The organism is Orrella daihaiensis, assembly GCF_022811525.1.
GTDB lineage: Bacteria > Pseudomonadota > Gammaproteobacteria > Burkholderiales > Burkholderiaceae_B > Algicoccus > Algicoccus daihaiensis.
The window spans coordinates 128,260-152,165 of sequence record NZ_CP063982.1 but is presented as its reverse complement, the minus strand read 5'-3'; the positions used below and the strand labels follow the sequence as shown (position 1 = coordinate 152,165).

The 23,906-nt window shown below is 53.5% G+C and carries 25 protein-coding genes; 19 read left to right on the top strand and 6 right to left on the bottom strand.

Going from position 1 to position 23,906, the window contains the following annotated elements:
• Position 1 precedes the first annotated feature (1 nt).
• The 12 genes from rplO to DHf2319_RS00590 all read left to right on the top strand — a co-directional run bounded on the left by rplO (position 2) and on the right by DHf2319_RS00590 (position 8,781).
• Positions 2-433, top strand: coding sequence for a 50S ribosomal protein L15 (rplO, locus tag DHf2319_RS00645; RefSeq protein WP_369810203.1), 432 nt, complete (start codon positions 2-4; stop codon positions 431-433).
• 14 nt (positions 434-447) lie between these two features.
• Complete coding sequence (gene secY / locus DHf2319_RS00640) at positions 448-1,770, top strand: preprotein translocase subunit SecY (RefSeq protein WP_243478890.1); 1,323 nt, start codon at positions 448-450, stop codon at positions 1,768-1,770.
• Between the two features lie 7 nt (positions 1,771-1,777).
• Positions 1,778-1,996, top strand: a complete 219-nt coding sequence (gene infA / locus DHf2319_RS00635) for a translation initiation factor IF-1 (protein ID WP_165023363.1) — start codon at positions 1,778-1,780, stop codon at positions 1,994-1,996.
• A gap of 32 nt (positions 1,997-2,028) precedes the next feature.
• Positions 2,029-2,142, top strand: coding sequence for a 50S ribosomal protein L36 (gene rpmJ, locus DHf2319_RS00630; RefSeq protein ID WP_003805360.1), 114 nt, complete (start codon positions 2,029-2,031; stop codon positions 2,140-2,142).
• A 36-nt stretch (positions 2,143-2,178) separates the two neighbouring features.
• Positions 2,179-2,544, top strand: coding sequence for a 30S ribosomal protein S13 (gene rpsM, locus DHf2319_RS00625; RefSeq protein ID WP_243478889.1), 366 nt, complete (start codon positions 2,179-2,181; stop codon positions 2,542-2,544).
• A 12-nt stretch (positions 2,545-2,556) separates the two neighbouring features.
• On the top strand, positions 2,557-2,955 hold the full coding sequence (gene rpsK, locus DHf2319_RS00620; RefSeq protein ID WP_243478888.1) for a 30S ribosomal protein S11: 399 nt from the start codon (positions 2,557-2,559) through the stop codon (positions 2,953-2,955).
• 11 nt (positions 2,956-2,966) lie between these two features.
• The gene (rpsD, locus tag DHf2319_RS00615) at positions 2,967-3,590 is read left to right on the top strand and encodes a 30S ribosomal protein S4 (protein ID WP_243478887.1); all 624 of its coding nucleotides are present in this window, start codon (positions 2,967-2,969) and stop codon (positions 3,588-3,590) included.
• Between the two features lie 106 nt (positions 3,591-3,696).
• Positions 3,697-4,683, top strand: a complete 987-nt coding sequence (locus DHf2319_RS00610; protein WP_243478886.1) for a DNA-directed RNA polymerase subunit alpha — start codon at positions 3,697-3,699, stop codon at positions 4,681-4,683.
• 104 nt (positions 4,684-4,787) lie between these two features.
• Positions 4,788-5,195 carry a 50S ribosomal protein L17 gene (gene rplQ / locus DHf2319_RS00605; RefSeq protein WP_243478885.1) on the top strand — a complete coding sequence of 136 codons (408 nt, stop codon included), beginning with the start codon at positions 4,788-4,790 and terminating at the stop codon, positions 5,193-5,195.
• A 179-nt stretch (positions 5,196-5,374) separates the two neighbouring features.
• Positions 5,375-5,689 (top strand): divalent-cation tolerance protein CutA, encoded by a 315-nt coding sequence (gene cutA / locus DHf2319_RS00600; RefSeq protein ID WP_243480120.1) that lies wholly within the window; start codon positions 5,375-5,377, stop codon positions 5,687-5,689.
• The gene (gene dsbD, locus DHf2319_RS00595; protein ID WP_243478884.1) at positions 5,686-7,581 is read left to right on the top strand and encodes a protein-disulfide reductase DsbD; all 1,896 of its coding nucleotides are present in this window, start codon (positions 5,686-5,688) and stop codon (positions 7,579-7,581) included. Before cutA ends, dsbD begins: the two co-directional genes overlap by 4 nt.
• A 9-nt stretch (positions 7,582-7,590) precedes the next feature.
• Positions 7,591-8,781, top strand: coding sequence for an MFS transporter (locus DHf2319_RS00590; RefSeq protein WP_243478883.1), 1,191 nt, complete (start codon positions 7,591-7,593; stop codon positions 8,779-8,781).
• On the opposite strand, the gene DHf2319_RS00585 is transcribed toward DHf2319_RS00590, so the two are convergent.
• The 3 genes from DHf2319_RS00585 to yihA are packed head-to-tail and all read right to left on the bottom strand — an operon-like array spanning position 8,771 to position 12,327.
• Positions 8,771-10,678 (bottom strand): FG-GAP-like repeat-containing protein, encoded by a 1,908-nt coding sequence (locus tag DHf2319_RS00585; protein ID WP_243478882.1) that lies wholly within the window; start codon positions 10,676-10,678, stop codon positions 8,771-8,773. The two genes, DHf2319_RS00590 and DHf2319_RS00585, sit on opposite strands and share 11 nt — an antisense overlap.
• Positions 10,679-10,690: 12 nt before the next feature.
• Positions 10,691-11,707 (bottom strand): porphobilinogen synthase, encoded by a 1,017-nt coding sequence (gene hemB, locus DHf2319_RS00580; protein ID WP_243478881.1) that lies wholly within the window; start codon positions 11,705-11,707, stop codon positions 10,691-10,693.
• Positions 11,704-12,327 carry a ribosome biogenesis GTP-binding protein YihA/YsxC gene (gene yihA / locus DHf2319_RS00575; protein WP_243478880.1) on the bottom strand — a complete coding sequence of 208 codons (624 nt, stop codon included), beginning with the start codon at positions 12,325-12,327 and terminating at the stop codon, positions 11,704-11,706. Before yihA ends, hemB begins: the two co-directional genes overlap by 4 nt.
• Positions 12,328-12,408: 81 nt before the next feature.
• Here yihA and DHf2319_RS00570 point away from each other — a divergent pair, with 81 nt between their 5' ends.
• The 4 genes from DHf2319_RS00570 to DHf2319_RS00555 all read left to right on the top strand — a co-directional run bounded on the left by DHf2319_RS00570 (position 12,409) and on the right by DHf2319_RS00555 (position 17,853).
• Positions 12,409-13,107 carry a c-type cytochrome gene (locus DHf2319_RS00570; protein WP_243478879.1) on the top strand — a complete coding sequence of 233 codons (699 nt, stop codon included), beginning with the start codon at positions 12,409-12,411 and terminating at the stop codon, positions 13,105-13,107.
• A gap of 186 nt (positions 13,108-13,293) precedes the next feature.
• Positions 13,294-15,288, top strand: coding sequence for a cytochrome c biogenesis protein ResB (locus DHf2319_RS00565; protein WP_243480119.1), 1,995 nt, complete (start codon positions 13,294-13,296; stop codon positions 15,286-15,288).
• 2 nt (positions 15,289-15,290) lie between these two features.
• Entirely contained in the window at positions 15,291-16,622 is a 1,332-nt protein-coding gene (gene ccsB, locus DHf2319_RS00560; RefSeq protein WP_243478878.1) for a c-type cytochrome biogenesis protein CcsB, read from the top strand.
• A 28-nt stretch (positions 16,623-16,650) separates the two neighbouring features.
• Positions 16,651-17,853, top strand: a complete 1,203-nt coding sequence (locus DHf2319_RS00555; RefSeq protein WP_243478877.1) for an MFS transporter — start codon at positions 16,651-16,653, stop codon at positions 17,851-17,853.
• 46 nt (positions 17,854-17,899) lie between these two features.
• Here the strand turns inward: DHf2319_RS00555 and lysA are convergent, their stop codons facing one another.
• On the bottom strand, positions 17,900-19,195 hold the full coding sequence (gene lysA, locus DHf2319_RS00550) for a diaminopimelate decarboxylase (protein WP_243478876.1): 1,296 nt from the start codon (positions 19,193-19,195) through the stop codon (positions 17,900-17,902).
• A gap of 22 nt (positions 19,196-19,217) precedes the next feature.
• Positions 19,218-19,439, bottom strand: coding sequence for an LPS translocon maturation chaperone LptM (gene lptM, locus DHf2319_RS00545; protein ID WP_243478875.1), 222 nt, complete (start codon positions 19,437-19,439; stop codon positions 19,218-19,220).
• Positions 19,440-19,472: 33 nt separating this feature from the next.
• Here lptM and cyaY point away from each other — a divergent pair, with 33 nt between their 5' ends.
• On the top strand, positions 19,473-19,802 hold the full coding sequence (cyaY, locus tag DHf2319_RS00540) for an iron donor protein CyaY (protein ID WP_243478874.1): 330 nt from the start codon (positions 19,473-19,475) through the stop codon (positions 19,800-19,802).
• A gap of 18 nt (positions 19,803-19,820) precedes the next feature.
• On the opposite strand, the gene DHf2319_RS00535 is transcribed toward cyaY, so the two are convergent.
• Positions 19,821-22,244, bottom strand: a complete 2,424-nt coding sequence (locus DHf2319_RS00535; RefSeq protein ID WP_243478873.1) for a penicillin-binding protein 1A — start codon at positions 22,242-22,244, stop codon at positions 19,821-19,823.
• Positions 22,245-22,292: 48 nt separating this feature from the next.
• Between DHf2319_RS00535 and DHf2319_RS00530 the strand changes: the two genes are divergently transcribed.
• Together DHf2319_RS00530 and aroB are read left to right on the top strand one after the other, a co-directional pair.
• A complete protein-coding gene (locus tag DHf2319_RS00530; protein ID WP_243478872.1) occupies positions 22,293-22,823 on the top strand; it encodes a shikimate kinase in 531 nt (176 codons plus the stop codon).
• Positions 22,820-23,899: a 3-dehydroquinate synthase gene (gene aroB, locus DHf2319_RS00525; protein ID WP_243478871.1), complete on the top strand. Its 1,080-nt coding sequence runs from the start codon at positions 22,820-22,822 to the stop codon at positions 23,897-23,899. Before DHf2319_RS00530 ends, aroB begins: the two co-directional genes overlap by 4 nt.
• Positions 23,900-23,906 lie beyond the last annotated feature (7 nt).

The window sequence follows — 23,906 nt, the reverse complement described above, 5'->3', positions numbered from 1 at the left end:
GATGGAATTGAATAGCATCAAGCCCGCCGAGGGAGCCAAGCACGCAAAGCGTCGCGTTGGCCGTGGTATTGGCTCGGGACTTGGCAAGACGGCTGGACGTGGCCACAAAGGTCAAAAGTCGAGATCTGGTGGCTTTCATAAGGTCGGTTTTGAGGGTGGTCAGATGCCGCTCTACCGCCGTTTGCCCAAGCGGGGCTTCACAAGCCGCGACCAGCATTTACATGCTCAAGTCCGCTTGTCAGACCTTCAAAAAATGCCCGTTGATGAAATTGACGTACAGGCTTTGAAGCAGGCTGGTGTAATTGGTCAGGCTGTGAAGTTCGTGAAAGTGTTCAAGTCTGGTGAGTTGACCCGCAAGGTGACGCTTCAGGGCATGGCCGCGACTGCTGGCGCTAAAGCAGCGATCGAAGCCGCAGGCGGCTCGGTAGCCTAAAGGCGAGGTGTAAGTTGGCAACACAGGCTCTGGGTAAAGCAGGACCTAAGTATGGCGATCTAGGTCGCCGTTTAGGATTCCTGATCCTTGCACTGATTGTTTTCCGGTTGGGAACTCATATTCCTGTGCCGGGAATCAATCCGGAGGTGCTCGCTGATCTGTTTAGGCAGAATCAGGGTGGCATTCTGGGCCTGTTCAACATGTTTTCTGGTGGTGCTCTATCGCGATTCTCGATTTTTGCTCTCGGTATCATGCCGTACATTTCTGCATCGATCATCATGCAATTGATGTCGGTGGTGGTACCGTCGCTAGAGGCCATCAAGAAGGAAGGCGAAGCCGGACGCCGCAAGATTACTCAGTACACCCGCTACGGGACGGTTTTGCTGGCGCTGGTTCAGGCGATTGGTATTTCGGTTGCGCTGGAAGCACAGCCGGGCTTGGTTATCGAGCCGGGAATGATATTTAGACTGACGACTGTCGTTACCCTCGTGACCGGTACGATGTTTGTGATGTGGCTTGGTGAACAGATCACGGAGCGTGGCATTGGTAACGGTATTTCGATCATTATCTTTGCCGGTATTGTTGCAGGCCTGCCCTCCGCACTAGCCGGTTTGTTTGATCTGGTCCGCACCAACGCGATGTCGATTTTGTCGGCCTTGTTCATATTGGTGTTGGTTGTTTTGGTCACAGCGTTTGTAGTTTTGGTGGAGCGTGGTCAGCGCAAAATCACGGTCAACTACGCCAAGCGCCAGGTTGGCAACAAGATGTACGGCGGGCAGCAATCGCACCTGCCTCTGAAGCTCAATATGGCTGGTGTGATCCCGCCCATCTTTGCTTCATCGATCATTTTGTTTCCGGCAACGGTTAGTAGCTGGTTTGCTAGTGGTGAGAACCTGACTTGGTTGGGTGATTTGGCCGCGGCGCTCGCACCGCAGCAACCCCTGTACATCACGCTGTATGCGACTGCAATTATTTTCTTCTGCTTTTTCTACACGGCGCTTGTGTTCAACAGCCGAGAGACAGCAGATAACTTGAAACGTAGTGGAGCGTTTGTACCTGGTATCCGTCCGGGAGATCAAACAGCTCGCTTTATTGACAAGATTTTGACCCGTTTGACGTTGGCCGGTGCTCTTTACATCACGCTGGTCTGCTTGTTGCCCGAATTTATGGTGATGCGCTGGAACGTACCTTTCTATTTTGGTGGAACGTCTTTGCTCATTATTGTGATCGTAACGATGGATTTCATGGCTCAGGTTCAGGCCTACATGATGTCCCAACAGTATGACTCCCTGCTCAAGAAGGCGAACTTCAAGGGCGGGAGCCTACCAACGAGATAAGTAGCAGATGTCCAAGGACGACGTTATTCAAATGCAGGGGGAGGTTCTTGAGAACCTGCCAAACGCGACATTCCGCGTCAAGCTTGAAAATGGCCACGTAGTGCTAGGCCACATTTCCGGCAAGATGCGAATGCACTACATCAGGATTTTGCCTGGAGATAAAGTGACTGTGGAACTCACGCCATATGATCTCTCCAGGGCAAGAATTGTGTTCCGTTCCAAGTGATCGGCGCATAGAAAGGACTATAGGAGTCAACCATGAAAGTAATGGCATCGGTTAAGCGAATTTGCAGAAACTGCAAAATCATTAAGCGTCACGGCGTAGTTCGTGTGATTTGCACGGACCCACGTCATAAGCAGCGTCAGGGCTAATCCTGGTCGCGACACGTATATATCTGAGGAAAAGCCATGGCCCGTATTGCTGGCATCAATATTCCGCCACATCAGCACGCTGAGATCGGTCTGACCGCCATTTTTGGTATCGGACGCACTCGCGCTCGCAAGATTTGCGAAGCGGCTGGTGTGCCCTTGTCCAAAAAAGTCAAAGACTTGAGCGACGCAGAACTAGAGCGCATTCGTGAGCACGTCGGTGTGTTCACGACCGAAGGTGATCTGCGCCGTGAGGTTCAGCTGTCGATCAAGCGCTTGATCGATTTGGGAACCTACCGTGGCATGCGTCACAAGCGCGGCCTGCCGGTTCGCGGTCAACGTACCCGCACCAACGCGCGGACCCGTAAAGGTCCTCGTCGCGCAGCGGCCAGCTTGAAGAAATAAGGGGATTGCAAAATGGCAAAAGCCAGTGCAGGCGCATCACGAGTGCGCAAGAAAGTCAAAAAGAATGTGTCCGATGGCATCGCCCACGTTCACGCTTCTTTCAATAACACCATCATCACCATCACTGATCGCCAAGGCAACGCGTTGTCATGGGCAACGTCAGGTGGTGCCGGCTTTAAGGGCTCGCGTAAGTCAACGCCGTTTGCTGCACAGGTCGCCGCCGAATCGGCTGGTCGTGTCGCAATCGAGTGTGGCATTAAAACGCTTGAAGTGCGAATCAAAGGGCCGGGCCCAGGTCGTGAGTCATCCGTGCGTGCGTTGAACGCATTGGGTATCAAGATTTCAAGTATTGCGGACATCACACCGGTGCCCCATAACGGTTGCCGTCCGCCCAAGCGCCGTCGTATTTAAGGAATAGAGACATGGCACGTTACATTGGACCTAAATGCAAGCTCTCTCGTCGCGAGGGCACCGACCTGTTCCTCAAGAGCGCCCGTCGCTCGTTGGATTCCAAGTGCAAGCTTGATTCCAAACCTGGCCAGCACGGTCGCACCTCTGGTGCTCGTCTGTCCGACTACGGCTTGCAGCTACGTGAAAAGCAAAAGCTCAAGCGTATGTACGGCGTTCTGGAAAAGCAGTTCCGCAAGTACTTTGCCGAGGCAGAACGTCGTCGCGGCAACACCGGCGAGACACTGATTCAATTGCTCGAGTCGCGTTTGGACAACGTCGTGTATCGCATGGGCTTTGGCTCAACGCGTGCTGAGGCTCGTCAGCTCGTTGCTCACCGCGCCATTGAAGTCAACGGTCACACCGCTGATATTCCCTCGATGCTGGTTAAGGCTGGTGATGTTATCTCCGTTCGCGAGAAGGCCAAGAAACAGTCGCGCATCAAGGAGTCCATGGACTTGGCAACTGATATTGGCCTGCCCCAGTGGGTAGAGGTCGATGCCAGCAAGTTCACCGGCGTGTTCAAGCAGATGCCTGATCGCAGTGACGTGGCTCGTGACGTCAACGAGTCAATGGTCGTTGAATTGTATTCACGTTAATTTGAAGAGTTTGGCTCCTGTCAGGGGTCAACTCTTTATTGTTTTTTTGTTTCCATCAGCCTTATCGGTGTAACGAACCGAGGGTATTGAATAAGGAACCGTATCAATGTCATCACAAGCTTTCCTAAAGCCCCGCTCCATTGAGGTCGAATCGGTTGGGGTTAATCACGCAAAAGTCGTGATGGAACCGTTTGAGCGCGGCTATGGCCACACACTTGGCAACGCGCTGCGTCGCATTTTGTTGTCTTCCATGACTGGCTTTGCGCCCACCGAAGTACAAATCACAGGTGTGGTTCACGAATACTCCACAATTAATGGCGTTCGTGAGGATGTCGTTGATATTCTCCTTAATCTCAAGGGTATCGTCTTTAAGCTGAACACGCGCGACGAGGTCTCGCTCGTATTGCGCAAGCAAGGTCAGGGTCCAGTTTTAGCATCCGATATTGAGTTGCCACATGACGTTGAAATCGTTAATCCGCACCACGTTATTGCGCACCTGAACGAGGGTGGCCGGCTTGAGATGCAAATCAAAGTCGAGAAAGGTCGTGGATACGTGCCTGGCAACGTCCGCGCTTTGGCTGATGATCGCAGCCAGTCAATTGGCCGCATCGTTCTGGATGCGTCTTTTAGCCCGATTCGTCGCGTTAGCTACACGGTTGAAAATGCCCGTGTTGAGCAGCGTACCGACCTCGACAAGCTAGTGCTCGATGTTGAGACCAACGGCGTTATTTCTCCTGAAGAAGCGGTGCGTCAGTCTGCACGTATCTTGATGGATCAAATCTCGGTGTTTGCAGCTCTTGAAGGCGCTGGCGACTCATTCGAAGCGCCTGCTCGTGGCGCTCCTCAGATCGACCCCGTATTGTTGCGCCCGGTCGATGATCTTGAGCTGACCGTTCGTTCGGCAAACTGCTTGAAAGCTGAAAATATTTACTACATTGGTGACTTGATCCAGCGCACTGAAAACGAGCTGCTCAAGACACCGAATCTGGGTCGTAAGTCGCTTAATGAAATCAAAGAAGTATTGGCCGCACGTGGCTTGACATTGGGCATGAAGCTTGAGAACTGGCCACCGGCTGGTCTTGAGCGCCCGTAATGTTTCGACCTGCGGGTAGTGTTACCCGCAGTTTTATTTAACGTAGATTGCCCCGCGGCCTAGCCGATAGAAGAGGCAACAAGTAGATTCAAAAAGGAAAGAAAATGCGTCACGGACATGGATTACGCAAACTAAATCGCACTAGCAGCCATCGCTTGGCGATGTTTCGCAACATGGCAGTTGCCTTGTTGACTCATGAAGCTATTAAAACCACGTTGCCAAAGGCTAAAGAGCTGCGTCGCGTGGTTGAGCCTTTGATTACGCTCGGTAAGCAACCGACATTGGCAAACAAGCGTCTAGCCTTTGCTCGTTTGCGTGATCGTGATGCGGTGATCAAGTTGTTTGCTGAAATTGGACCACGGTATGCCAACCGCAACGGCGGATACACCCGTGTGCTCAAGATGGGCTATCGCCAAGGCGACAATGCACCGATGGCCTTTATGGAATTGGTGGATCGCCCAGAAGTTGACGATACCGAGCAGACCACAACGCAAGAGTCCAGCGAATCTTAAACCCTTAGTTGGTTTTGTTCTGGCAAAAAACGGATCAGATGCTAATTCTGATCCGTTTTTTTTGAACAAATGATGATCAATCGGCTCAAATACAGCTGAGCCGATACAATAAAGTGTTGACGTTTGAAGGAACTTGCGTGGACACAGCTGAGCGCCCGACACAGACCGCTGCAGACCCAATGTGTGTGGTCATACTAAGCACGGCCCCTGATATTTTGTTGGCCAAGCGAATCGCGCATGTGCTTGTCGAAGAAAAGCTCGCCGCCTGTGTTCAACTCACGCCCCCTAGCCTTTCCATCTATGAGTGGAAGGGCGAGGTGCAAGGTGACGAGGAAATCGGCATGATCATCAAAACGAGTCGGTCAGCCGCACGAGGCGCGATAGATCGCTTGGTGCAAATGCATCCCTACGATGTACCCGAGGCAATCGTGCTACCAATCGTGGGTGGGCATAGCGAATATCTAAACTGGGTTAGCCAACAGACAACGCCATGATCACACGACGCTTTTATTTCTTGCTGTTGGTTTTTCTGAGCCTTTGTATTGGCGTCACCAAGGTAGCCTATGCGCAAGACTTCCTTGCCCCAGAAAAAGCCTTTGCCATGCAGGCACGCATGCTCGACGGCAACACAATGGCTGTGCGTTACGACATTGCTCCTAAGTACTACATGTATCAGGAGCGATTCGAATTCGATCTGCGCGATGCGCCCTTCAATTTGCCAGACATTACCTTGCCACCCGGTGAGATCAAATACGACCCCACCTTTGAAAAAGACATGGCACTTTATTTTGGTAGTGTCGAATTTGGGGTTGCTTTACCTAATTGGCCTGGTGATGTAAGCCCAGCAGTATTGACGCTGATATTGGTCAGCCAGGGTTGCGCTGAAGCCGGGTTATGTTATCCGCCCATGGAGTCTGCGGTGCAGCTTTTGTGGAACGGCGGTTCATATCAGATTGTGCATCAGCAGCCCATCGTGGATGTTGATCGCCCGCTGCTCGCGGCCAGTGCGGCGGTAGGCGCAACAGCGGCTGGCACCGGCGTACAAAATAGTGGCTCATGGCAAGGTCTCTTGTCTGGCGGCGATGACCGCGGCATTGCCAGCGCGCTTGACTCCAGTGCCGTTTGGCAAATCGTGTTGCTGTTTTTTGCGTTGGGTGCCCTGCTGGCATTTACGCCATGTGTGTTACCCATGATCCCGATTTTGTCGGTGCTGATCGTCGGGCAAGGCAACCAGGTCTCCCGATTGCGTGGGCTATCCTTGGCAGCAGCTTACGTGCTTGGTATGTCGGTAATTTACACCTTGCTTGGGGTGCTCGCAGGCATCAGCGGCGCTGGTCTGGCTGCCTGGTTGCAAACACCTTGGGTGTTGTCGATCTTTGCCTTGCTTCTGGTGTTATTCGGTTTGGCCATGTTCGATGTCATCCGCGTCGAAATGCCGCAATCAGTACAAACAAAACTGAGCAGCGCGGCATCAGGTTTTAAAGGCGGCAGACTCTGGGCCGCCTTGATCATGGGTGCTGTATCGGCCTTGATTGTGGGGCCGTGCGTCGCTGCTCCATTGGCGGGCGCTTTGCTCTATATCTCTCAGTCCGGTGATTGGGTGCTTGGTGGAACAGCACTGTTTGCGATGGCGTGGGGCATGGGCTTGCCATTGTTAATAGTGGGGGCCTCTGCAGGCAGTCTGCTACCCAAGGCAGGTCCCTGGATGGACGGTGTGAAGGCATTTTTTGGGGTGCTTTTATTCGCAACCGCCTGGTGGATGCTCGGACCGGTGCTACCAAGTTGGATACAGATTTTAGGATGGAGTTTGTTAGCGGTTCTCTCAGCAGTCTTACTTGGCGCATTTGAGAGCTTGCCAAAGGGCTTGTCGTTAGGTTCAGCTATCCGAAAAACCTTGGGTTTACTGTTGGCATTGGTGGCGGTTATTTGGCTAGTGGGGTTGGCAAGTGGTGGTCGCTCCTTGCTGCAGCCATTGCAACATCTCGCAGGCTCTGGCAGCCCCACACAGGTCGCTAGCCCTACAGGCAAGCCGGTATTTGAATTAGTGGCCAGCGTAGCCGAGCTTGACCAACGACTTGCTCAATCAACACGGCCGGTGATGCTGGATTTTTATGCTGACTGGTGCGTCTCCTGTAAAGAGATGGAACTCTTTACTTTTTCTGACTCAGCCGTGGCACAACGTATGGGTCAGATGTTGTTGCTTAAAGCGGATGTCACAGCTAACAACGCCAACGATCGCGCCTTGTTAAAACGCTTTAATTTGTTTGGCCCGCCAGGTATTATTTTCTTTGAGCCAGGTGGGCGAGAGGTGTCAGACATCCGCGTGGTTGGGTTTCAGAACGCTGAGCGATTTGCTGGTGTGCTTGACCAAGTCTTGGCACGTTAAACCATAGAGATGACTCACACCGCAGCACATCTGCCATCCAAGCGCAGCATTTTGTTGTTGGCCTGTGCTGCTTTTTCCAGCACGAGTGCATTTCGTGTGCTTGATCCCGCTTTGCCTCAATTAAGTCAGGAGTTTTCGATTACCACCGGTGAAGCAGCCAAGGTAATCACATGGTTTGTATTCGCTTATGGGGTGATGCAATTTTTCTATGGGCCCGTGGGCGACCGCTTTGGCAAGTTTCGCACCTTGGCATTTGCCACGCTGGCTTGCGCCATTGGCAATCTGGTGGCTGCCAGTGCATCAAGTTTTGAGGGGGTGCTCGCAGGCCGAGCCATGTCAGGTGCCACCGCTGCAGCCATTGTGCCGTTGTCGATGGCGTGGATTGGCGACCATGTCGCTTACGAAGATCGGCAGGTGACGCTGGCGCAATTTATGACAGGCACTATCCTGGGCATGTCTGCTGGTTTGGTCATAGGTGGAGCTTTGACCGATACCTTGGGTTGGCGATGGTCGTTCCTGTTTCTCGCAGCCATGTATGGCATTGTGGGCATCTGGCTACTGACACAACTGAACGACGTTCCCGAAGTGCCGCCGAGCACGCAGGGCCTGCAATTGGTGGCGCCTATCGTGTCCGTGTTTGCCTTGCCTTGGGCCAGGATTGTTTTACTGGTGGTGCTCATCGAGGGTGCGTTGGTGTTTGGCGGTTTATCGTTTGTACCGGCTTTTTTACAAAAGACGCAGGACATGAGTTCGACCATGGCCGGTCTTATCACAGCGTTTTTTGGGCTCGGGGCGATGTTGTACGTATTGCGTGCAAAGTGGTTAGTTTCACGCTTTGGTGAGCTTAAGCTTACGTTTGCCGGTGGCTGGGTATTAGGAGCCTGTTACCTGTTGTATTTAATCGGTCCGCATTGGTCATGGGCGATTTTTGCGAGCGTGTTCTGTGGGCTTGGCTACTACTTGCTACACGCTGTTTTACAGACCAATGCTACCCAGATGGCTCCCCAGGTGCGTGGCACGGCGGTTTCGCTATTTGCATCGTTCCTTTTCTTAGGCCAAGCCTTAGGGGTTGCCGCGGGCGCCTTGGTGGTTGATACAGTGGGTATTCAATGGGTATTGATTGGCGCCTGTGCTGCACTACCCATTCTCGGGATGGCATTCAGTTGCGCCTTGTCTAAGCGTGATGAACTCACCCCATAAACGGTGTGAATTCAATACCGGTACTAATCAAGTTTGCAGTGTTGGTTTGGTTTTCCGGGGACTCGCTAAAGTATGCCAACACTGCGGCGCGACTCTGACCGCTCTCAAGTGCTTTTACCCAATAAGCCAGACCGTCTGGGTCCGGAAATCGGTCGAGTACGTTCTGGTAGAGCTGCGTTGAGAACTCAGTATTGGACAGATCAGCACCGTAGCGTGTCTCAAACTCGGTGCTTTGCACAAACTCGTTGGCCACCTCGAGCAAAGACGCCTGATTGTCCATGCGCCAAATCCAGTAACCCATACCTTCTTTGTCAGGCGCTCGATTAAAGGTAGCTTCATAGAGTCGATAGGCCTGAGCCGCAGTCCCGGTAACGTCAAGCGTGACATGAACATCCGTAAAGGCTAGGAGCTCTATATTGATCAATGTGTCAACACCGAATATTCCATCGTGTCTAAGAATGGTGGTCGCATTAACAAGGTTGATTGCAACATCGAAACCAGATCGGTTTGAGTTGTATGTCAGAAGATCGACACCTGCTCCACCGTCGATGGTGTCATTGCCTGGTGAGCCTGATATGGTGTCAGCACCGCCGAAGCCCCAAATATGATCTGCACCACGCGTACCCTTGAGCTTTTCAGGGGTATCGCGTTCTTCGCGCTCGGGGAAACTAAGCTTGGCCGTATAGACCGTAGCCTGTCCGCCCCGGGATTGGTACTCTGTGACAAGGTAGTAGGACTGATCCGGGCCGCGAACGATGCCAGCCATGCCACCGTCAGCTTCAATCAGTCTCGATAAATCGCTACGTCCGGTGTCAATGAATTGGCCATCTTGCGTTTGCAACAAAATTGCAGTCGAGTTGTGAGTTGCATCGAAACTAGACTCACTGATAAAAATATCAGTCAGACCGTCACGGTTGAAGTCTGCAAATACGGGGTGGTAGCTCGCGTTACTCTGTATGGGGTAACCGACTAACCGTTGTTCAGTAACGTCAACAAACCGACCATTGCCCTGGTTCTCGAGAAACTGCAATCGGGAGTTAACAGGCCATTGTGACCCATCCCAAGTTTCACGACTAAAAACCAGTACGTCCAGTAGACCATCGTCGTTGAAATCAAAAGCTTTGGCGCGAACGTCATGACTCTTTGTGCCAAGGGTAGGCATAGGTAACTGGGTGACGGCACTGAAACCCACGGCGGCACCGCCAGCATTAATATGCACTCGCGACAGTGTGGTGTCGGCATCAGTGATTGTGCCGTTGTCAGATACAACCACCGACATCGTGCCATCACCATAAAAATCACCGACCGCACCGCCAGAGCCATTGGTGGCATAGCCTTCTGTGTGTGGCCATTGCGCGCTAGCAAATCCGCGCTCGAGCCCCTGCGGCCCGCCACGCAGTAACGGCACTGGATATAGATAACCAAACACCACGACGTCATCAAACCCATCATTGTCTAAATCGCCGGCGGCCGCGCCATGCTCCCATTCGGTTAGCCCCAGGCTAGCCTTCACGAGTGAAGTCCCCGTGTTTAGCAACTGATAGGCTTGAACCTGATGATCCATGTCGGCATAACCAGACAGATACAAATCGATCAAGCCATCGTTGTTGAAGTCACCAGCTGCGATATCACCCACACCTTGAACATGGTTGTCTGGTAACCATTTGTCGGTCAGGTTTTGAAATCGGCCATTCTCCCAGCCAAATATCGTGACTTTGGTGTCAGAGTACTGACTTGGGGTGTTGGGCTGCGTTTCAAAGCCGGCAAATATCAGTTCGTCGACACCGTCATTGTTCAGGTCCACGGGATAGTTGTAGCGAACCGCGTATGTAAAGTCCGAACCGGCCGCATAGCTGAAGGTGCCAGCAAAAGAAAGAGGTCCGACCTGAAAGCCCATGGGGATGCGTCTTTAAGCGTGACGCAATAACCTGGCTGCTGCCGGCGCAAAGTACGTGAGGATGCCATCGGCACCGGCGCGTTTAAAGCCAAGCAGTGACTCCATCATGACCTTGTTGTGGTCGAGCCAGCCATTGGCAGCCGCAGCCTTTAGCATCGCGTACTCACCGCTGACCTGGTAGGCGAAGGTAGGCACTCGAAACGCGTCTTTTACCCGTCTGAGCACATCGAGATACGGCATGCCGGGCTTGACCATCACCATATCAGCTCCTTCTTTCAGGTCGGCGCCGACTTCGCGCAGGGCTTCATCAATGTTGCCCGGGTCCATCTGGTAGGTCATTTTGTTGGATTTGCCCAGATTGCTCGCTGACCCCACCGCGTCACGGAAGGGGCCATAGAAGGCGCTGGCGAATTTGGCTGAATAGGCCATGATTCGCGTGTGAATGTGCTGATTCGCCTCTAGAGCCTGTCGAATGGCGCCAATGCGCCCATCCATCATGTCACTCGGTGCCACGATGTCAACACCAGCTTGTGCTTGCACGACTGCTTGCTTGACTAGGATCTCCAGCGTGATGTCATTAATGACGTAACCGTCCTCATCAATCACGCCGTCCTGGCCGTGGCTGGTGTATGGGTCAAGTGCCACGTCGGTTAACACGCCAAGCTCAGGGAAGTTCGACTTCAGTGCTCGAACAGCCGTCGGCACCAGTCCCTCGGGGTTGGTGGCTTCGATGCCATCTAGTGCCTTCAGTGACGGGTCAATGACCGGAAACAACGCCATGACCGGGATGCCTAGTTTGACGCATTCCTCGGCCACGGGCAGCAGCTTGTCTAGTGAATATCGACACACGCCAGGCATGGAGGGCACCGGCTGTTCAATGCCTGTGCCATCGACGATAAAAACCGGGTAAATCAGATCATCGACTGTTAGCTGATGTTCGCGCACCAAGCGGCGCGTGAAATCATCACGACGCAGTCGCCGTGGCCGGGCATGAGGGAAGTCAGTCAAAATCAGATGCGGAGTTGTCATGGCACAACCTTTGGGGAAATCCAGTTTTCTATTTGGGCAGTTGCCTCTTCAATCCCAATCCGGGCGGTTGCAGAAAACGGCAATGCGTGAAGCTGACCAATATCAGCCAGTTGTTTTTTTACCGCAAACACAGCGTTCTTGCGTTGCCCGAAGGGGAGCTTGTCGGCTTTCGTTAACAAAGCCAATACGCCCTTGCCCGTCGGTGCAATCCAGTTCGCCAGGCGTCTGTCTAGCTCAGTCACCCCGCGACGGATGTCAATTAGCATGACAATGCCAGCTAGCGATGGGCGATGGCGCAAGTAGTCTCCCAGAATATCGGCCCATTGCTCCTTGGCCTGATGCGCCACTGAAGCATATCCGTAGCCTGGCAAGTCGACCAGATAGCCAAGTTGTTCGCCAGGGTTGAGCGTATCGGGCAGCCCAAACATATTGATTAGACGGGTCCGTCCGGGTGTCTTACTCGAATAGGCCAGTCGCTTCTGGTTGGTCAGCACGTTAATCGCCGTTGATTTACCGGCGTTGCTGCGCCCTACGAAACACACCTCCGGCGCACCAGGCAGAGGAAGCTGATCCAATCTGGCAGCGGACGTTACAAAGGCGGCGCGATGAAGGATGGTCAAGATAGATCAAACATTTAAGGGAATTTGCTATTGTATAATCAGACCGTTTGCCGTACGCAAGATCGTCCTGAGGTCATTTACATGAAACGAGTGTTAGTGCGCAGCTTCCTAGCTAGCAGCCTTTTGGTGGGTTCATCCCTGTTTGCAATGGCGCAAGCCGCCGAGGTGCCGATTGGACCGATCAAGCCTGATGTGAAGGCCGGTGAAAAGCTCTATAACGAGGGTGACCCCGCTCGAGGCATCGTGGCCTGTATGACCTGCCATGGTGCCGGTGGCAATAGTGATCTGCCAGTGAACCCTAACCTCGCCGCCCAACCGCACGAGTACATTTACAAGCAGCTCACGGAGTTTCAACCCAAGGAAGACGGCATGGCGCCGCGCCGGGGCCCAGATGGTTCCCCCTCTGTGATGACTGCATTGGCCACCCCGCTAACGATTGATGACATGCGGAATCTGGCACTTTATATTGCAGAGCAGCAATTAACCAAGCCTGCGACTGCAAGCAACGAAGCGCTGGTGGCTCGTGGCGAAGAAATCTGGCGTGGTGGCATCAAAGAGACCAAGGTGCCTGCTTGCGCGGCTTGCCATGGCGCCAACGGCGAGGGCATTCCCTCACAATACCCCCGCTTGTCGGGGCAGTTTGCTTCCTATTTGGAACAACAGCTGATACTGTTTCGTGCCGGGCATAGAGGTAACAATCAAATGATGATACAGATTGCTGCCCGGATGTCGGATGCGGATATCAAGGCAGTTGCTGACTACGCGGCTGGTCTGAGGTAAATTTGACCGACATCAATTTATTTGTCGGTCGCGGGAACTGAGTTCGCGCTGACACCGTCAAACTAGAGGTTTAATTAAGCCTCTACTTAATTGAGGGTAGTGACAGTGTCACAAAATAGTCAGTTGACCGCCCGCCCACCGGCGGCCAAGGTATCGTTATCGGCGCTCTTCGAGTTGCTCGGCTCGATGCGTTTTGCGATTAGCCTGTTGGTGATCATCTGTATCGCCAGCGTGATCGGCACCGTTATTCCGCAAAACCGGCCAGAAAACACTTATATCGACCAATTCGGGCCGTTTTGGTTCGAGGTCCTACAAAAGTTCTCTGTTTGGCAGATCTATAACAGCACCTGGTTTTTGGTGATCATGGCATTTCTGGTGGTCTCAACCAGTATTTGCCTGATTCGCAACACCCCAAAAATGATCCGTGAGATGCGCACTTATCGCGAGACGGTGCGTGGCTCAAGTTTGCGAGCATTCCCTCACAAAGTCGAGCTAGCTACCGAACGGGGGTTGAATGATAGTGACAACGCTGTCAAGGCCTGGCTAAAGCAGCAGGGCTATGCCTACAAAGTGCGTGAAGAAGAAAACGGCGTGATGATTGCCGCTAAAAAAGGTAGTGGCAATCGCTTCGGATATATCGCGGCACATGCATCGATTGTGATGATCTGTGTGGGCGGCCTGCTCGATAGTGAGCTACCCGTCCGTATGCAAGTCTGGTTATTTGGCAAGACCCCGATCATTGACAACATGTTGATTGCTGACGTGCCGGGCTCCGGTCGCCTGGGGTTGGACAACCCGAGCTTTAGGGCCAACCTGTTTGTTCCCGAGGGAGGCACGCGCAGTAACGCGGTCGTGACCGTCGGTGAAGGCGCGCTGGTGCAGCCCTTGCCATTTGAGCTCAAGCTAAATAAATTTTTTGTGGACTATTACTCCACAGGCATGCCGAGTCGGTTTGCCAGCGATGTAACGGTTAGAGATCTTGAGACGGGCGAGACGTTTGATCGCACCATCGAGGTCAATGAGCCGCTGCGTTACAAGGGTGTAACGGTCTACCAGTCGAGTTTTGATGATGGCGGCAGCAACATTGAGATGCTGGCGTTTCCGCTGAGTGGACTTGCCCCTGGGCCATTTGAGTTCTCCAAACGGGTGGGCGAAGGGATGCGTTTACCCATCGGTAACACCGGCCGCGAGGTCAAGCTAGAGATCACGGGCTTGCGGCCCATCAATGTAGAAGACCTCAGTGACGGCGTGCCATCGCGAGCAACCGTGATTGAGCATGTGGCCGCTGTGACCGGTAGTGCCACCAGCAAACGAGAAAAGAACCTGCAAAATCTGGGTCCAAGCGTTGAATACACGGTGATCGACGACAGTGGCCAGGCTCAGCGTTTCCACAACTACATGTTGCCTGTTGAGCTTGACGGCGATCGCGTAATTCTCGCTGGCGTTGCCATGGATAACTCGGACAATTACCGTTATCTGCGCATCCCGGCTGATGAGTCTTCATCGGCAGTGGAGTTCATGAACCTGCGTGCCGCACTTGCTGATCCCGAGGCGCGCAAACTCGCTGCCGAACGGTTTGCCACCAACAACGTGCCACCAGGTATGGATAGCGCCGCTTTGCAGCTCTCGGCCGAGCGTGCACTAGATACCTTTGCCACGGGCGGCCTCGAGGCGCTATCGCGGTTTCTGGAGACCAGCGTGCCACAAGCGGAACAGGCGCGCGCGGCAGATGTGATTGTGCGGCTCCTGGGCTCTTCGATGAGTGAGCTGCGTGCGATTGCACGTGAACGTGCCGGACTTGATCCGATCAATCCAGCCACGCCCGAGAACGTTCGCTGGACGCAGTTGGCCGTTGCCTCGTTGTCGGATTTGAGTTTTTATCCGGCGCCGATATTGTTTTCCATGAAATCGTTTGACCTGGTTCAGGCAAGTGTGTTTCAGGTCAGTCGTGCCCCCGGCATGTTGACAGTGTATTTGGGCTGTTTGCTGCTAACCATCGGGGTGTTTGCCATGTTTTACGTGCGCGACCGTCGCATCTGGGTATGGCTAAAGCGTGAACCAGGTCAAGACAGCACGCAAGTGCTCGCGGCCATGACTTCACAAAAGCGTTCATTGGATTTCAATCGCGAATTTGAGCGGTTCAAGCAGGCACTTAGCCGGCTAGACATGAAAAAGGAGTGACCATGGCACAGACCATCACTGCAGAGCGAGCTTCCTGGGAGGACTTGACTGAGTCCGGCGACTCACGCCAGTTGCGTGGTAAGCCTGATTGGACTGATTTGTTGTTCTTCGTTGTGTTGGCTGCTGGTGCTGCTTATGCATTAACCACCTACAGCGAGTCCATGGATATCTATGAGAAATGGATTCTGGTTGGTACGGTGCCGTTTGTGGTTTGGGTTGGCTGGTTGTGGCGACCTTTGCGCACGTACATGGTTGCCAGTGGGTTAACCGCATTATTTGCGATTTGGCTGTATGACGGCAATCTGGCAAACGCTGAACAAAACTTCTTCCTGAAATATTTCTTCTCCTCCCAGTCAGCGATCCTCTGGATGTGCATGATGTATTTGCTGGCCACCATCTGTTATTGGATTGGCTTTGCCAGTAACACTGCCGCGTGGCTAGGGACATTTCTGTCCTGGGGGGCGACTTACGCTGGCACGGTCGGTCTGTTGGTGCGGTGGCGTGAAGGTCATTTGATGGGTCCAGACTTGGGTCACATCCCGGTGAGCAACCTCTACGAAGTCTTTGTGTTGTTTGCGATCATCACAACACTCTTCTATCTGTATTACGAGCGTCGCTATGCCACACGTGCACTGGGCGGCTTCGTTATGTTGGTAGTCACTTCTATCGTCGTCTTTTTGCTGTGGTATTCATTCACACGCGAAGCCTATGAGATTCAGCCCTTGGTGCCTGCACTCAAGAGCTGGTGGATGAAGCTGCACGTGCCCACCAACTTTATTGGATACGGCACATTCTCTTTAGCGGCGATGGTGGGTTTTGCGTATCTGGTTAAAGAAAACGGTGAGACCAAGTCCTACAAGAAACTTGCACCTCTATTTATTCTCGGCGTGCTGTTGGCCGCTGAACCGATGGTGTTCCGTACAGAAGGTCTGTCAGCGACCTGGATGTTGTATTTTGGTATTGGTGCTGTATTGGTAGGCTCGATTTTGGCTTTCCGTCGACCGATTTCGCAAAAGTTGCCCAAACTAGAGGTTCTAGATGACATTATGTATAGGGCAATCGCAATCGGGTTTGCGTTTTTTACGGTGGCAACCATTTTAGGTGCCCTGTGGGCCGCTGATGCCTGGGGAGCCTACTGGCAGTGGGATCCCAAAGAGACCTGGGCGTTGATTGTTTGGCTCAATTACGCGGCGTGGCTGCATTTGCGTCTAATGAAAGGCATGCGCGGCACGATCGCAGCTTACTGGGCACTGGTAGGCTTACTAATTACAGGCTTTGCGTTTCTGGGTGTGAACATGTTCCTCTCGGGTCTGCATTCTTATGGTGAGCTGTAAATTAAATATTCGAAATTGATGTGCTGATATGAAACAAACTGCTAGCGCCTGGATCATTTTGGTTGCGACCCTAATGATCCAGGCGCTAGTCGCGATGGCACTGATCACACTGCCGGTTGTTGCACCGGTGGTTAGCGATGCGATCGGTGTATCGACGACCTATGTCGGCTTTTACGTCGCCATTGTCTATGTCGCCGCCATGATCTCGACCATCATGGGCGGGTCATTTGTTAAGCGCTGGGGAGCGCTTCGGCTAAGTCAAGTCAGCCTGTTGTTCACAGCCACTGGCTTGGTGTTGTGCGCGTTGCCTTGGCCAGCCACCATCGTGATTGGCGCATTGATGATCGGTCTAGGCTATGGACCTGTGACGCCAGCGAGCTCACACCTGCTGATTAAAACCACACCACCAGAGCGAATGTCGCTGGTTTTTTCGATCAAGCAAACCGGCGTGCCAGTCGGGGGCATGTTAGCTGGTCTGTTGGTGCCCTCGATGGAAATCTTGATGGGCTGGCAAGCCGCCTTCGTCATGGTGGCGCTATTTTGCGTGCTGTGTGCATTGGCCGTTAGCCCATTGCGTTTGCAGCTAGACGAAGATCGCAATCCGGCGATTAGACCGTCATTGATTAAAAGCTTTGTGGAACCCATCAAGCTAGTGCTGGGCCAAGCGTCACTGCGCATCCTGGCAGCAGTCTCCTTTCTGTTTGCCATCACGCAACTATCACTGACAACATACCTGGTGACATTTCTGTATGAGGACCTGGGCTGGGGACTGGTGGCGGCAGGGTTGGCATTAACGGTCTCACAAGCAGCCGGTGTGGGTGGCCGGATACTGTGGGGATGGATGGCAGACAACTGGCTGGGCTCAGGCTTTATGTTGATTGGTATTGCCGGTTTGCTATTTGGCGGTGCGGCGCTGGTGCCCTGGCTAACGATAGACACCCCAACGCTCTGGCTTTACTTGCTGCTCATGCTCTTGGGTGCCACAGCCATTGGCTGGAATGGGGTGTATCTGGCTGAGGTCGCCCGTCAAGCACCTTCGGGGCTCGCAGGCATGGCCACTGGTGGCACGCTTGGATTTACCTTTCTAGGTGTTCTGTGTGGGCCACCCCTATTCGGTGTAGCTGCTTCACGGTTAGGCAGCTACGGCGATGCCTACGCCTTGTTGATGATTCCCGCTTTTGTGATTGCCGTGTTGTTGTGGGTTAGCCGAAAGCGCTGGGTGGCAAACTAAGTAGGCAATGCAATTTACGACGAGTTTTACCAGCTTTTGTAGCCGCTCAATCCAATAGACGTTCGCCGCGAATCAAGTCATCAAACGACTCACGCGCACGAATCAGATGCCAGTTCTTACCGTCAACCAAGACCTCGGCAGCGCGTGGTCGGGAGTTGTAGTGTCCGGCCATGACAAACCCATAGGCACCAGCTGACTCGATAGCGAGCAGATCACCTTCTTGAACTGCTAGACAACGAGACTTGGCCAGCCAGTCCGCGCTCTCACAGACGGGCCCGACAACGTCGTATACCCGTGCTTGTGCTGAGCGCGGTTTGATCGGCAAGACACCATGCCATGCCTCATAGAGTGCCGGTCGCATCAAGTCATTCATGCCGGCATCTACAATCGCAAAGTCTTTGTCCTCGGTGTGCTTTAGATACTGAACTTCGGTAACCAGCACACCAGCATTGCCAACCAGAGATCTGCCTGGCTCGAGCACCAGTTCAAGCTCAAGTCCCTTGTCAGCAAGTTTTTTAAACACGGCATCTAGCAAGATACCAGGTGCCAAGGGTGTCTCATCGTCATAACGAATCCCCAAGCCACCCCCCAAGTCCAGATGATGTAGCTCTATACCCTCAGCCTTCAGCTGTGCGATCAGGCTTAGCAACTTGTCTAGCGCGTCGAGGTAAGGACTGACCTCGGTGATCTGTGAGCCAATGTGACAGTCGACACCCACGACATTAAGCCCTGGCAGTTCCTTGGCCAACCGATAAGCATCAAGCGCCGACTCAATGGCGATTCCAAACTTATTTTCTTTCAGGCCTGTGGAGATGTAGGGATGGGTTTGCGCATCAACATCTGGATTCACACGTAGCGAGACCGGAGCGACTTTGCTCAAGCGGGTCGCCACATCAGATAAACGCCTGAGTTCGGGTACGGATTCGACGTTAAAGCATTTCACGCCGGCTTCTAGCGCCAACTCCATTTCCCAAACTTCTTTGCCCACACCGGAGAACACGACCTTGCCCGGATTGCCCCCGGCCTTGATGACGCGCTTAAGCTCGCCGCCAGACACAATGTCAAAGCCACTCCCAAAGCGGGCAAATTGCTGCAAGATAGCCAGATTGGAGTTGGCTTTCATGCCATAACAAACAAGTACCTGATGGCCCTTGGCCGCTTGTGCATAGGCATCCCACGCGGTTTGCAGTGCCGCTTTGGAATAAACATAAAGTGGCGTTCCAAGTTGCGAAGCAAGCGCAGCCAACGACACCTCTTCAACAAAAAGTTCGCTGTCGCGATAATGAAAATATGGTTGCCCGGCGGGGATTGCCAAGCTTTGTTGATCAGTAAGTGAGGGCATGGTCGACAAACGGTGAAATAAACTATTCAATGACGATCGGCGCAGGTTCTAGCGACGGATTTTTAGATTCGGGTGGAATATTGGTTTCAGGGTTCTCTAGAACAGAGCCTTGACCGGAGATGGTATCCGGTGGTGGCGGTAGATAAAGCGGACCCCTGTAGCCACAACCGATCAAGGAAGCAAGCAACACCGGCGCGACAATACAGCGGCTGTGGCGAGCAAAGCGAGATGCGGCTACGGTCACGGTGGGCTCCTAAAACACAAAAAGGACTAGATTATGACGGAAACAGAGTTTGATGAACTAATAAGTGGCATTCTAGACAGGATTGAGACCCACGCAGACGATTGGTACGACAAACTCGATGTCGATGTTGACACCAAACGTGAAGCGAATGTTCTGAACATGCTGTTCAACAACAAAACCCCTGTGGTCATTAATAGCCAAGCGCCGATGCAAGAGCTCTGGGTTGCAGCACCAAGCGGCGGGTTTCACTATCGCTTTGATGGTCAGCACTGGAAAGACACACGTGGTGGTCCCGATTTACATGAGGCATTGTCGCAAATATTCTCCGATGTCACGGGACACACGATCCAGATTCAGCTCTAGCGTTGGCGATGGCTTGCGTTAGTTTGTAATCGGTGCGGGCGTGACCGCCGAGCTGTTGCCGCTCATATTTAGCGACTCCAGCAATTCATCAATCGATTCTTTTGGTTGGTCGAGCCCGACACGTGAAATCGACTCGTTTGGTGGGTATTCAGCAAAGAACATCGCCTCACCATTAACAATCAAGCCGCTAGGTGGTGGTCCCGGTGGCTCTTCTGGGAATTTCTCCAGCGCTTTTTTCATGTAGCCCATCCAGATGGGTAGCGCAGCACCACCACCTGTCTCGCGGCTACCAAGGGATTTGGGTTGATCAAACCCGAGCCAGGCAACGCCTACTAGCCGTGGTGTGTAGCCCGCAAACCAGGCATCCACAGAATCGTTGGTGGTTCCGGTTTTACCGGCGAGATCGCGCCGACCAATCTCGCGGCCAGCACGGGCGGCTGTGCCGAACTGTGCCACGCCACGCAGCATGTCGTTCATCACGTAGACCGTGCGAGGATCAAGCACGCGTGCTGCGGCATCGCCAGCGATCGTGGGCTTGGCCCGCATCAGCACGTTGTTTTCTGAGTCGGTGACATAGTCAATTAAAAACGGGGTGACCCGATAGCCGCCATTGGCAAATACCGAGAAGGCGGCTGCCATTTGTAGCGGTGTGACTGAACCTGCGCCAAGCGCCATGGGTAAAAACGGTGGATGTTTCTCTGGTTGAAACCCAAACCGGGTGATGTAGTCCTGCACGTACTGGGGCGTGATGGCTTGCAGGATGCGGATTGACACCATGTTGCGTGACTTGGCCATGGCCTGGCGCATGGTGAGCTCTTCATCGTATTCGTTGCCGTAGTTCTTGGGGTTCCAATCTTCACCCGAGCCGGTTTGTTCGGCTGTCAACATAAACGGCTGATCAGAAATCAGTGTCGTCGGTGTCATGCCGCGTTCAAGAGACGCGGCATAGATAAAGGGCTTAAAGGAAGAGCCTGGCTGCCGCCAAGCCTGAGTCACGCGGTTGAACTTGCCGCTAAAGAAATCAAAACCCCCGACCATTGCTCGAATGGCACCATCTTGGGGTGTCATGGCCACCATGGCACCCTCGACTTCTGGGAAGTTCAGGATTTCCCACTGACCGTTTTCCAGGCGGGTCATGGTGACGATCGAGCCGCGACGCATGCGCATTTGATCGTCAGCCTTCGGATTCAGGGATCGGCTAATGACGGCGAGGATCTTTTTATCATCAATGGTGATGATCTCATCAGATGCACGAGCAAGCGTGACCGATTTCGGATTGGCCGACAAAACCACAGCGGTTCTAAATCCAGCCGCATCCGGATACTCTTCCAGCACACCGTCCATCCATGCGTCAAATTGCTCCGGTTGCTTTTCTAGTCCAGCTGGCAAATCAAGTTGTGCCACAGGGCCCGGATAGCGCGCACGACGTGTGTACTGCAACACACCGTCTCTCAATGAACGCCACGCCCACTCTTGGTCGGTGGACTGAATCGTGGTGTAGATGTTTAGACCACGTGAGTACACCTCTTCACCGTAAAGCGAGAACATCAGCTGTCGCGCCAATTCGGCAGCGTACTCGCCATGCACCGCATAACCGCCCGCCGGCGTACCCTTGCCTGCGTTCAAGACGATAGGCTCGGCAAGCGCGGCCTGGTATTCAGCATTGGTCAGGTAGCCTAGTTCGTGCATGCGGCCAAGCACATACCGTTGACGAGCTTGTGCGCGCACCATGTTGGTCACTGGGTTAAATCGCGAGGGCGCCTTGGGAATGCCAGCCAACATCGCCGCTTCAGCAGCGGTCAGCTCCGAGACCTCTTTGCCGAAATATGTTCTGGCTGCTGCCGCGAAACCGTATGCGCGACGGCCCAGATAAATCTGGTTTAAGTAAAGTTCCAGAATCTGGTCTTTGGTCAGACTCGATTCAATCTTGTATGTCAGCAGCAGTTCGTAGAACTTGCGGGTGTAGGTTTTTTCTGAGGACAGGTAGAAGTTTCTCGCAACCTGCATGGTAATGGTGCTGGCACCCTGGGTTTTTGACATGGCAGCCACGTTGGCCAAGCCGGCACGAACTACCCCAGCCCAGTCGATGCCGCCATGCTGATAAAAACCGTCATCTTCAGCGGCCAGCACCGCAGACTTCAGCACATCCGGAAACTCATTGAATCGCAAAACGTTGCGACGCTCTTCACCAAACTCCCCGATCAGGACCTTGTCAGCCGTAAAGACCCGCAGTGGCACTCGGGGGCGATAGTCAGTCATTGCTGTCAAGTCTGGCAGGTTGGGCCAGGCAATGGACAAGGCAATCACGAGCAGCAAGGCGACACTGGCCGCACCGGCTAAGCCGAGTACGAACAGTTTCATAAAGAACCGGACGATCCAGGGGCTCGATGACGAAGCGGCTGCGATGCCGGCAGAACGGTCTTTGGGGGTAGATTTGCTCATAAGTTCAGGATTTTACGCTTCAGAGCCAACGATGTGATAATTAACGGTATGAAAAACCAAACAAACTGCCTGTTTCTGATCGGTATGCCTGGCTCGGGCAAGTCCACCATCGGCAAGGGTCTGGCCAAAGCACTTGGTCGTCCCTTTATCGACCTTGATCATGAGATAGAGGCTCGTTGTGGTGTAGCAATACCTGTTATCTTTGAGATCGAAGGCGAGCCAGGGTTCCGCAAGAGAGAGTCACAAGTGCTCGAAGAGGTCGCCCAACAGCCAGATGTGGTGATTGCTACAGGGGGCGGCGCGGTGTTGGCTGAGTCAAACCGAGAGATCTTGAGCCAGCATGGTGTGGTGATCTATCTGAAAGCTTCGGTTGAGGAGTTGGTTCGGCGCACGAGTCGGGACCGCAATCGACCGTTGCTGGCAACCAACGATCCCAAGACACGCTTGTATGAATTGCTTGACGAGCGCAGCCCGATCTATGACTCGCTAGCAGACATCGTAGTGGAGACTGGATCAGCTAGCGTGCCTTCGGTTGTGCAGCAAATTGTGACAAGACTAAAAGATACGGAAAACACATGAATGATGTACTGGTTTCAACTCCCGGTGGCGACTATCCCATTCATATTGAGGCTGGGCGACTGACCCGTATTGATGAGTCGGTGCCGCCCAACGCCTCGGCGCTGGTCATCGTGACCAACCCGACGGTCAATCGTCTGTTCGGTGACGCAGTCAGAGCCGCGCTCGCTAAAACAGGCAAGCCCGTGACAACGCTTGAGCTGCCAGATGGTGAGCAGTACAAGGACTGGCAGACCCTGAATCTGATCTTTGATCACATGCTCGGCCTGCAGCTCGATCGGCGTGCCGTGATCGTTGCGCTTGGTGGCGGTGTGATCGGCGACATGGCCGGGTTTGCGGCTGCTGTCTACATGCGAGGCATTCGTTTCATTCAGGTACCGACGACCTTGTTGGCCCAGGTCGACTCCTCGGTTGGCGGTAAAACCGCCGTCAACCACCCGCTTGGCAAGAACATGATTGGCGCTTTTTACCAGCCCATTGCGGTGGAAATCGATACCACCGTGTTAAACACCCTGCCAGACCGTGAAATCAGCGCTGGTTTAGCAGAAGTCGTGAAATACGGCCTGATTATGGATGCGGCGTTTTTTACGTGGTGCCAGACCCATGCCGAGGGCTTGCGTGCCCGAGATCCTGATCTGTTGGCCACGGCTATTCGTCGCTCCTGCGAGTTCAAGGCCAAGGTCGTCTCAGCCGATGAGCGTGAGTCCGGCCTTAGGGCGATTTTGAATCTGGGCCATACCTTTGGCCATGCGATTGAAGCCGGGCTCGGCTATGGTCAGTGGTTGCATGGCGAGGCCGTCGGTTGCGGTCTGTTGCTGGCCGCGGCGCTGTCGGAACGCACGCTTGGTTTGCCAGCTGAAGATGTCCAACGGGTTGAGTCGGTGGTTAAAGCGATTGGATGCCCCACCCGCGCACCCAAATTGCTAGGTGTCGATCAGTGGATGTCGCTGATGCGCTCGGACAAGAAGGCCGAGGCCGGTGAAATCAAGTTTGTACTGATGCCAGAAGTCGGCCAGGCCACGGTGGGCGCGGCTGATTCGAAAGATGTTGCAGCCGTGCTGAACGAATACGCAGTTTGACTTGATA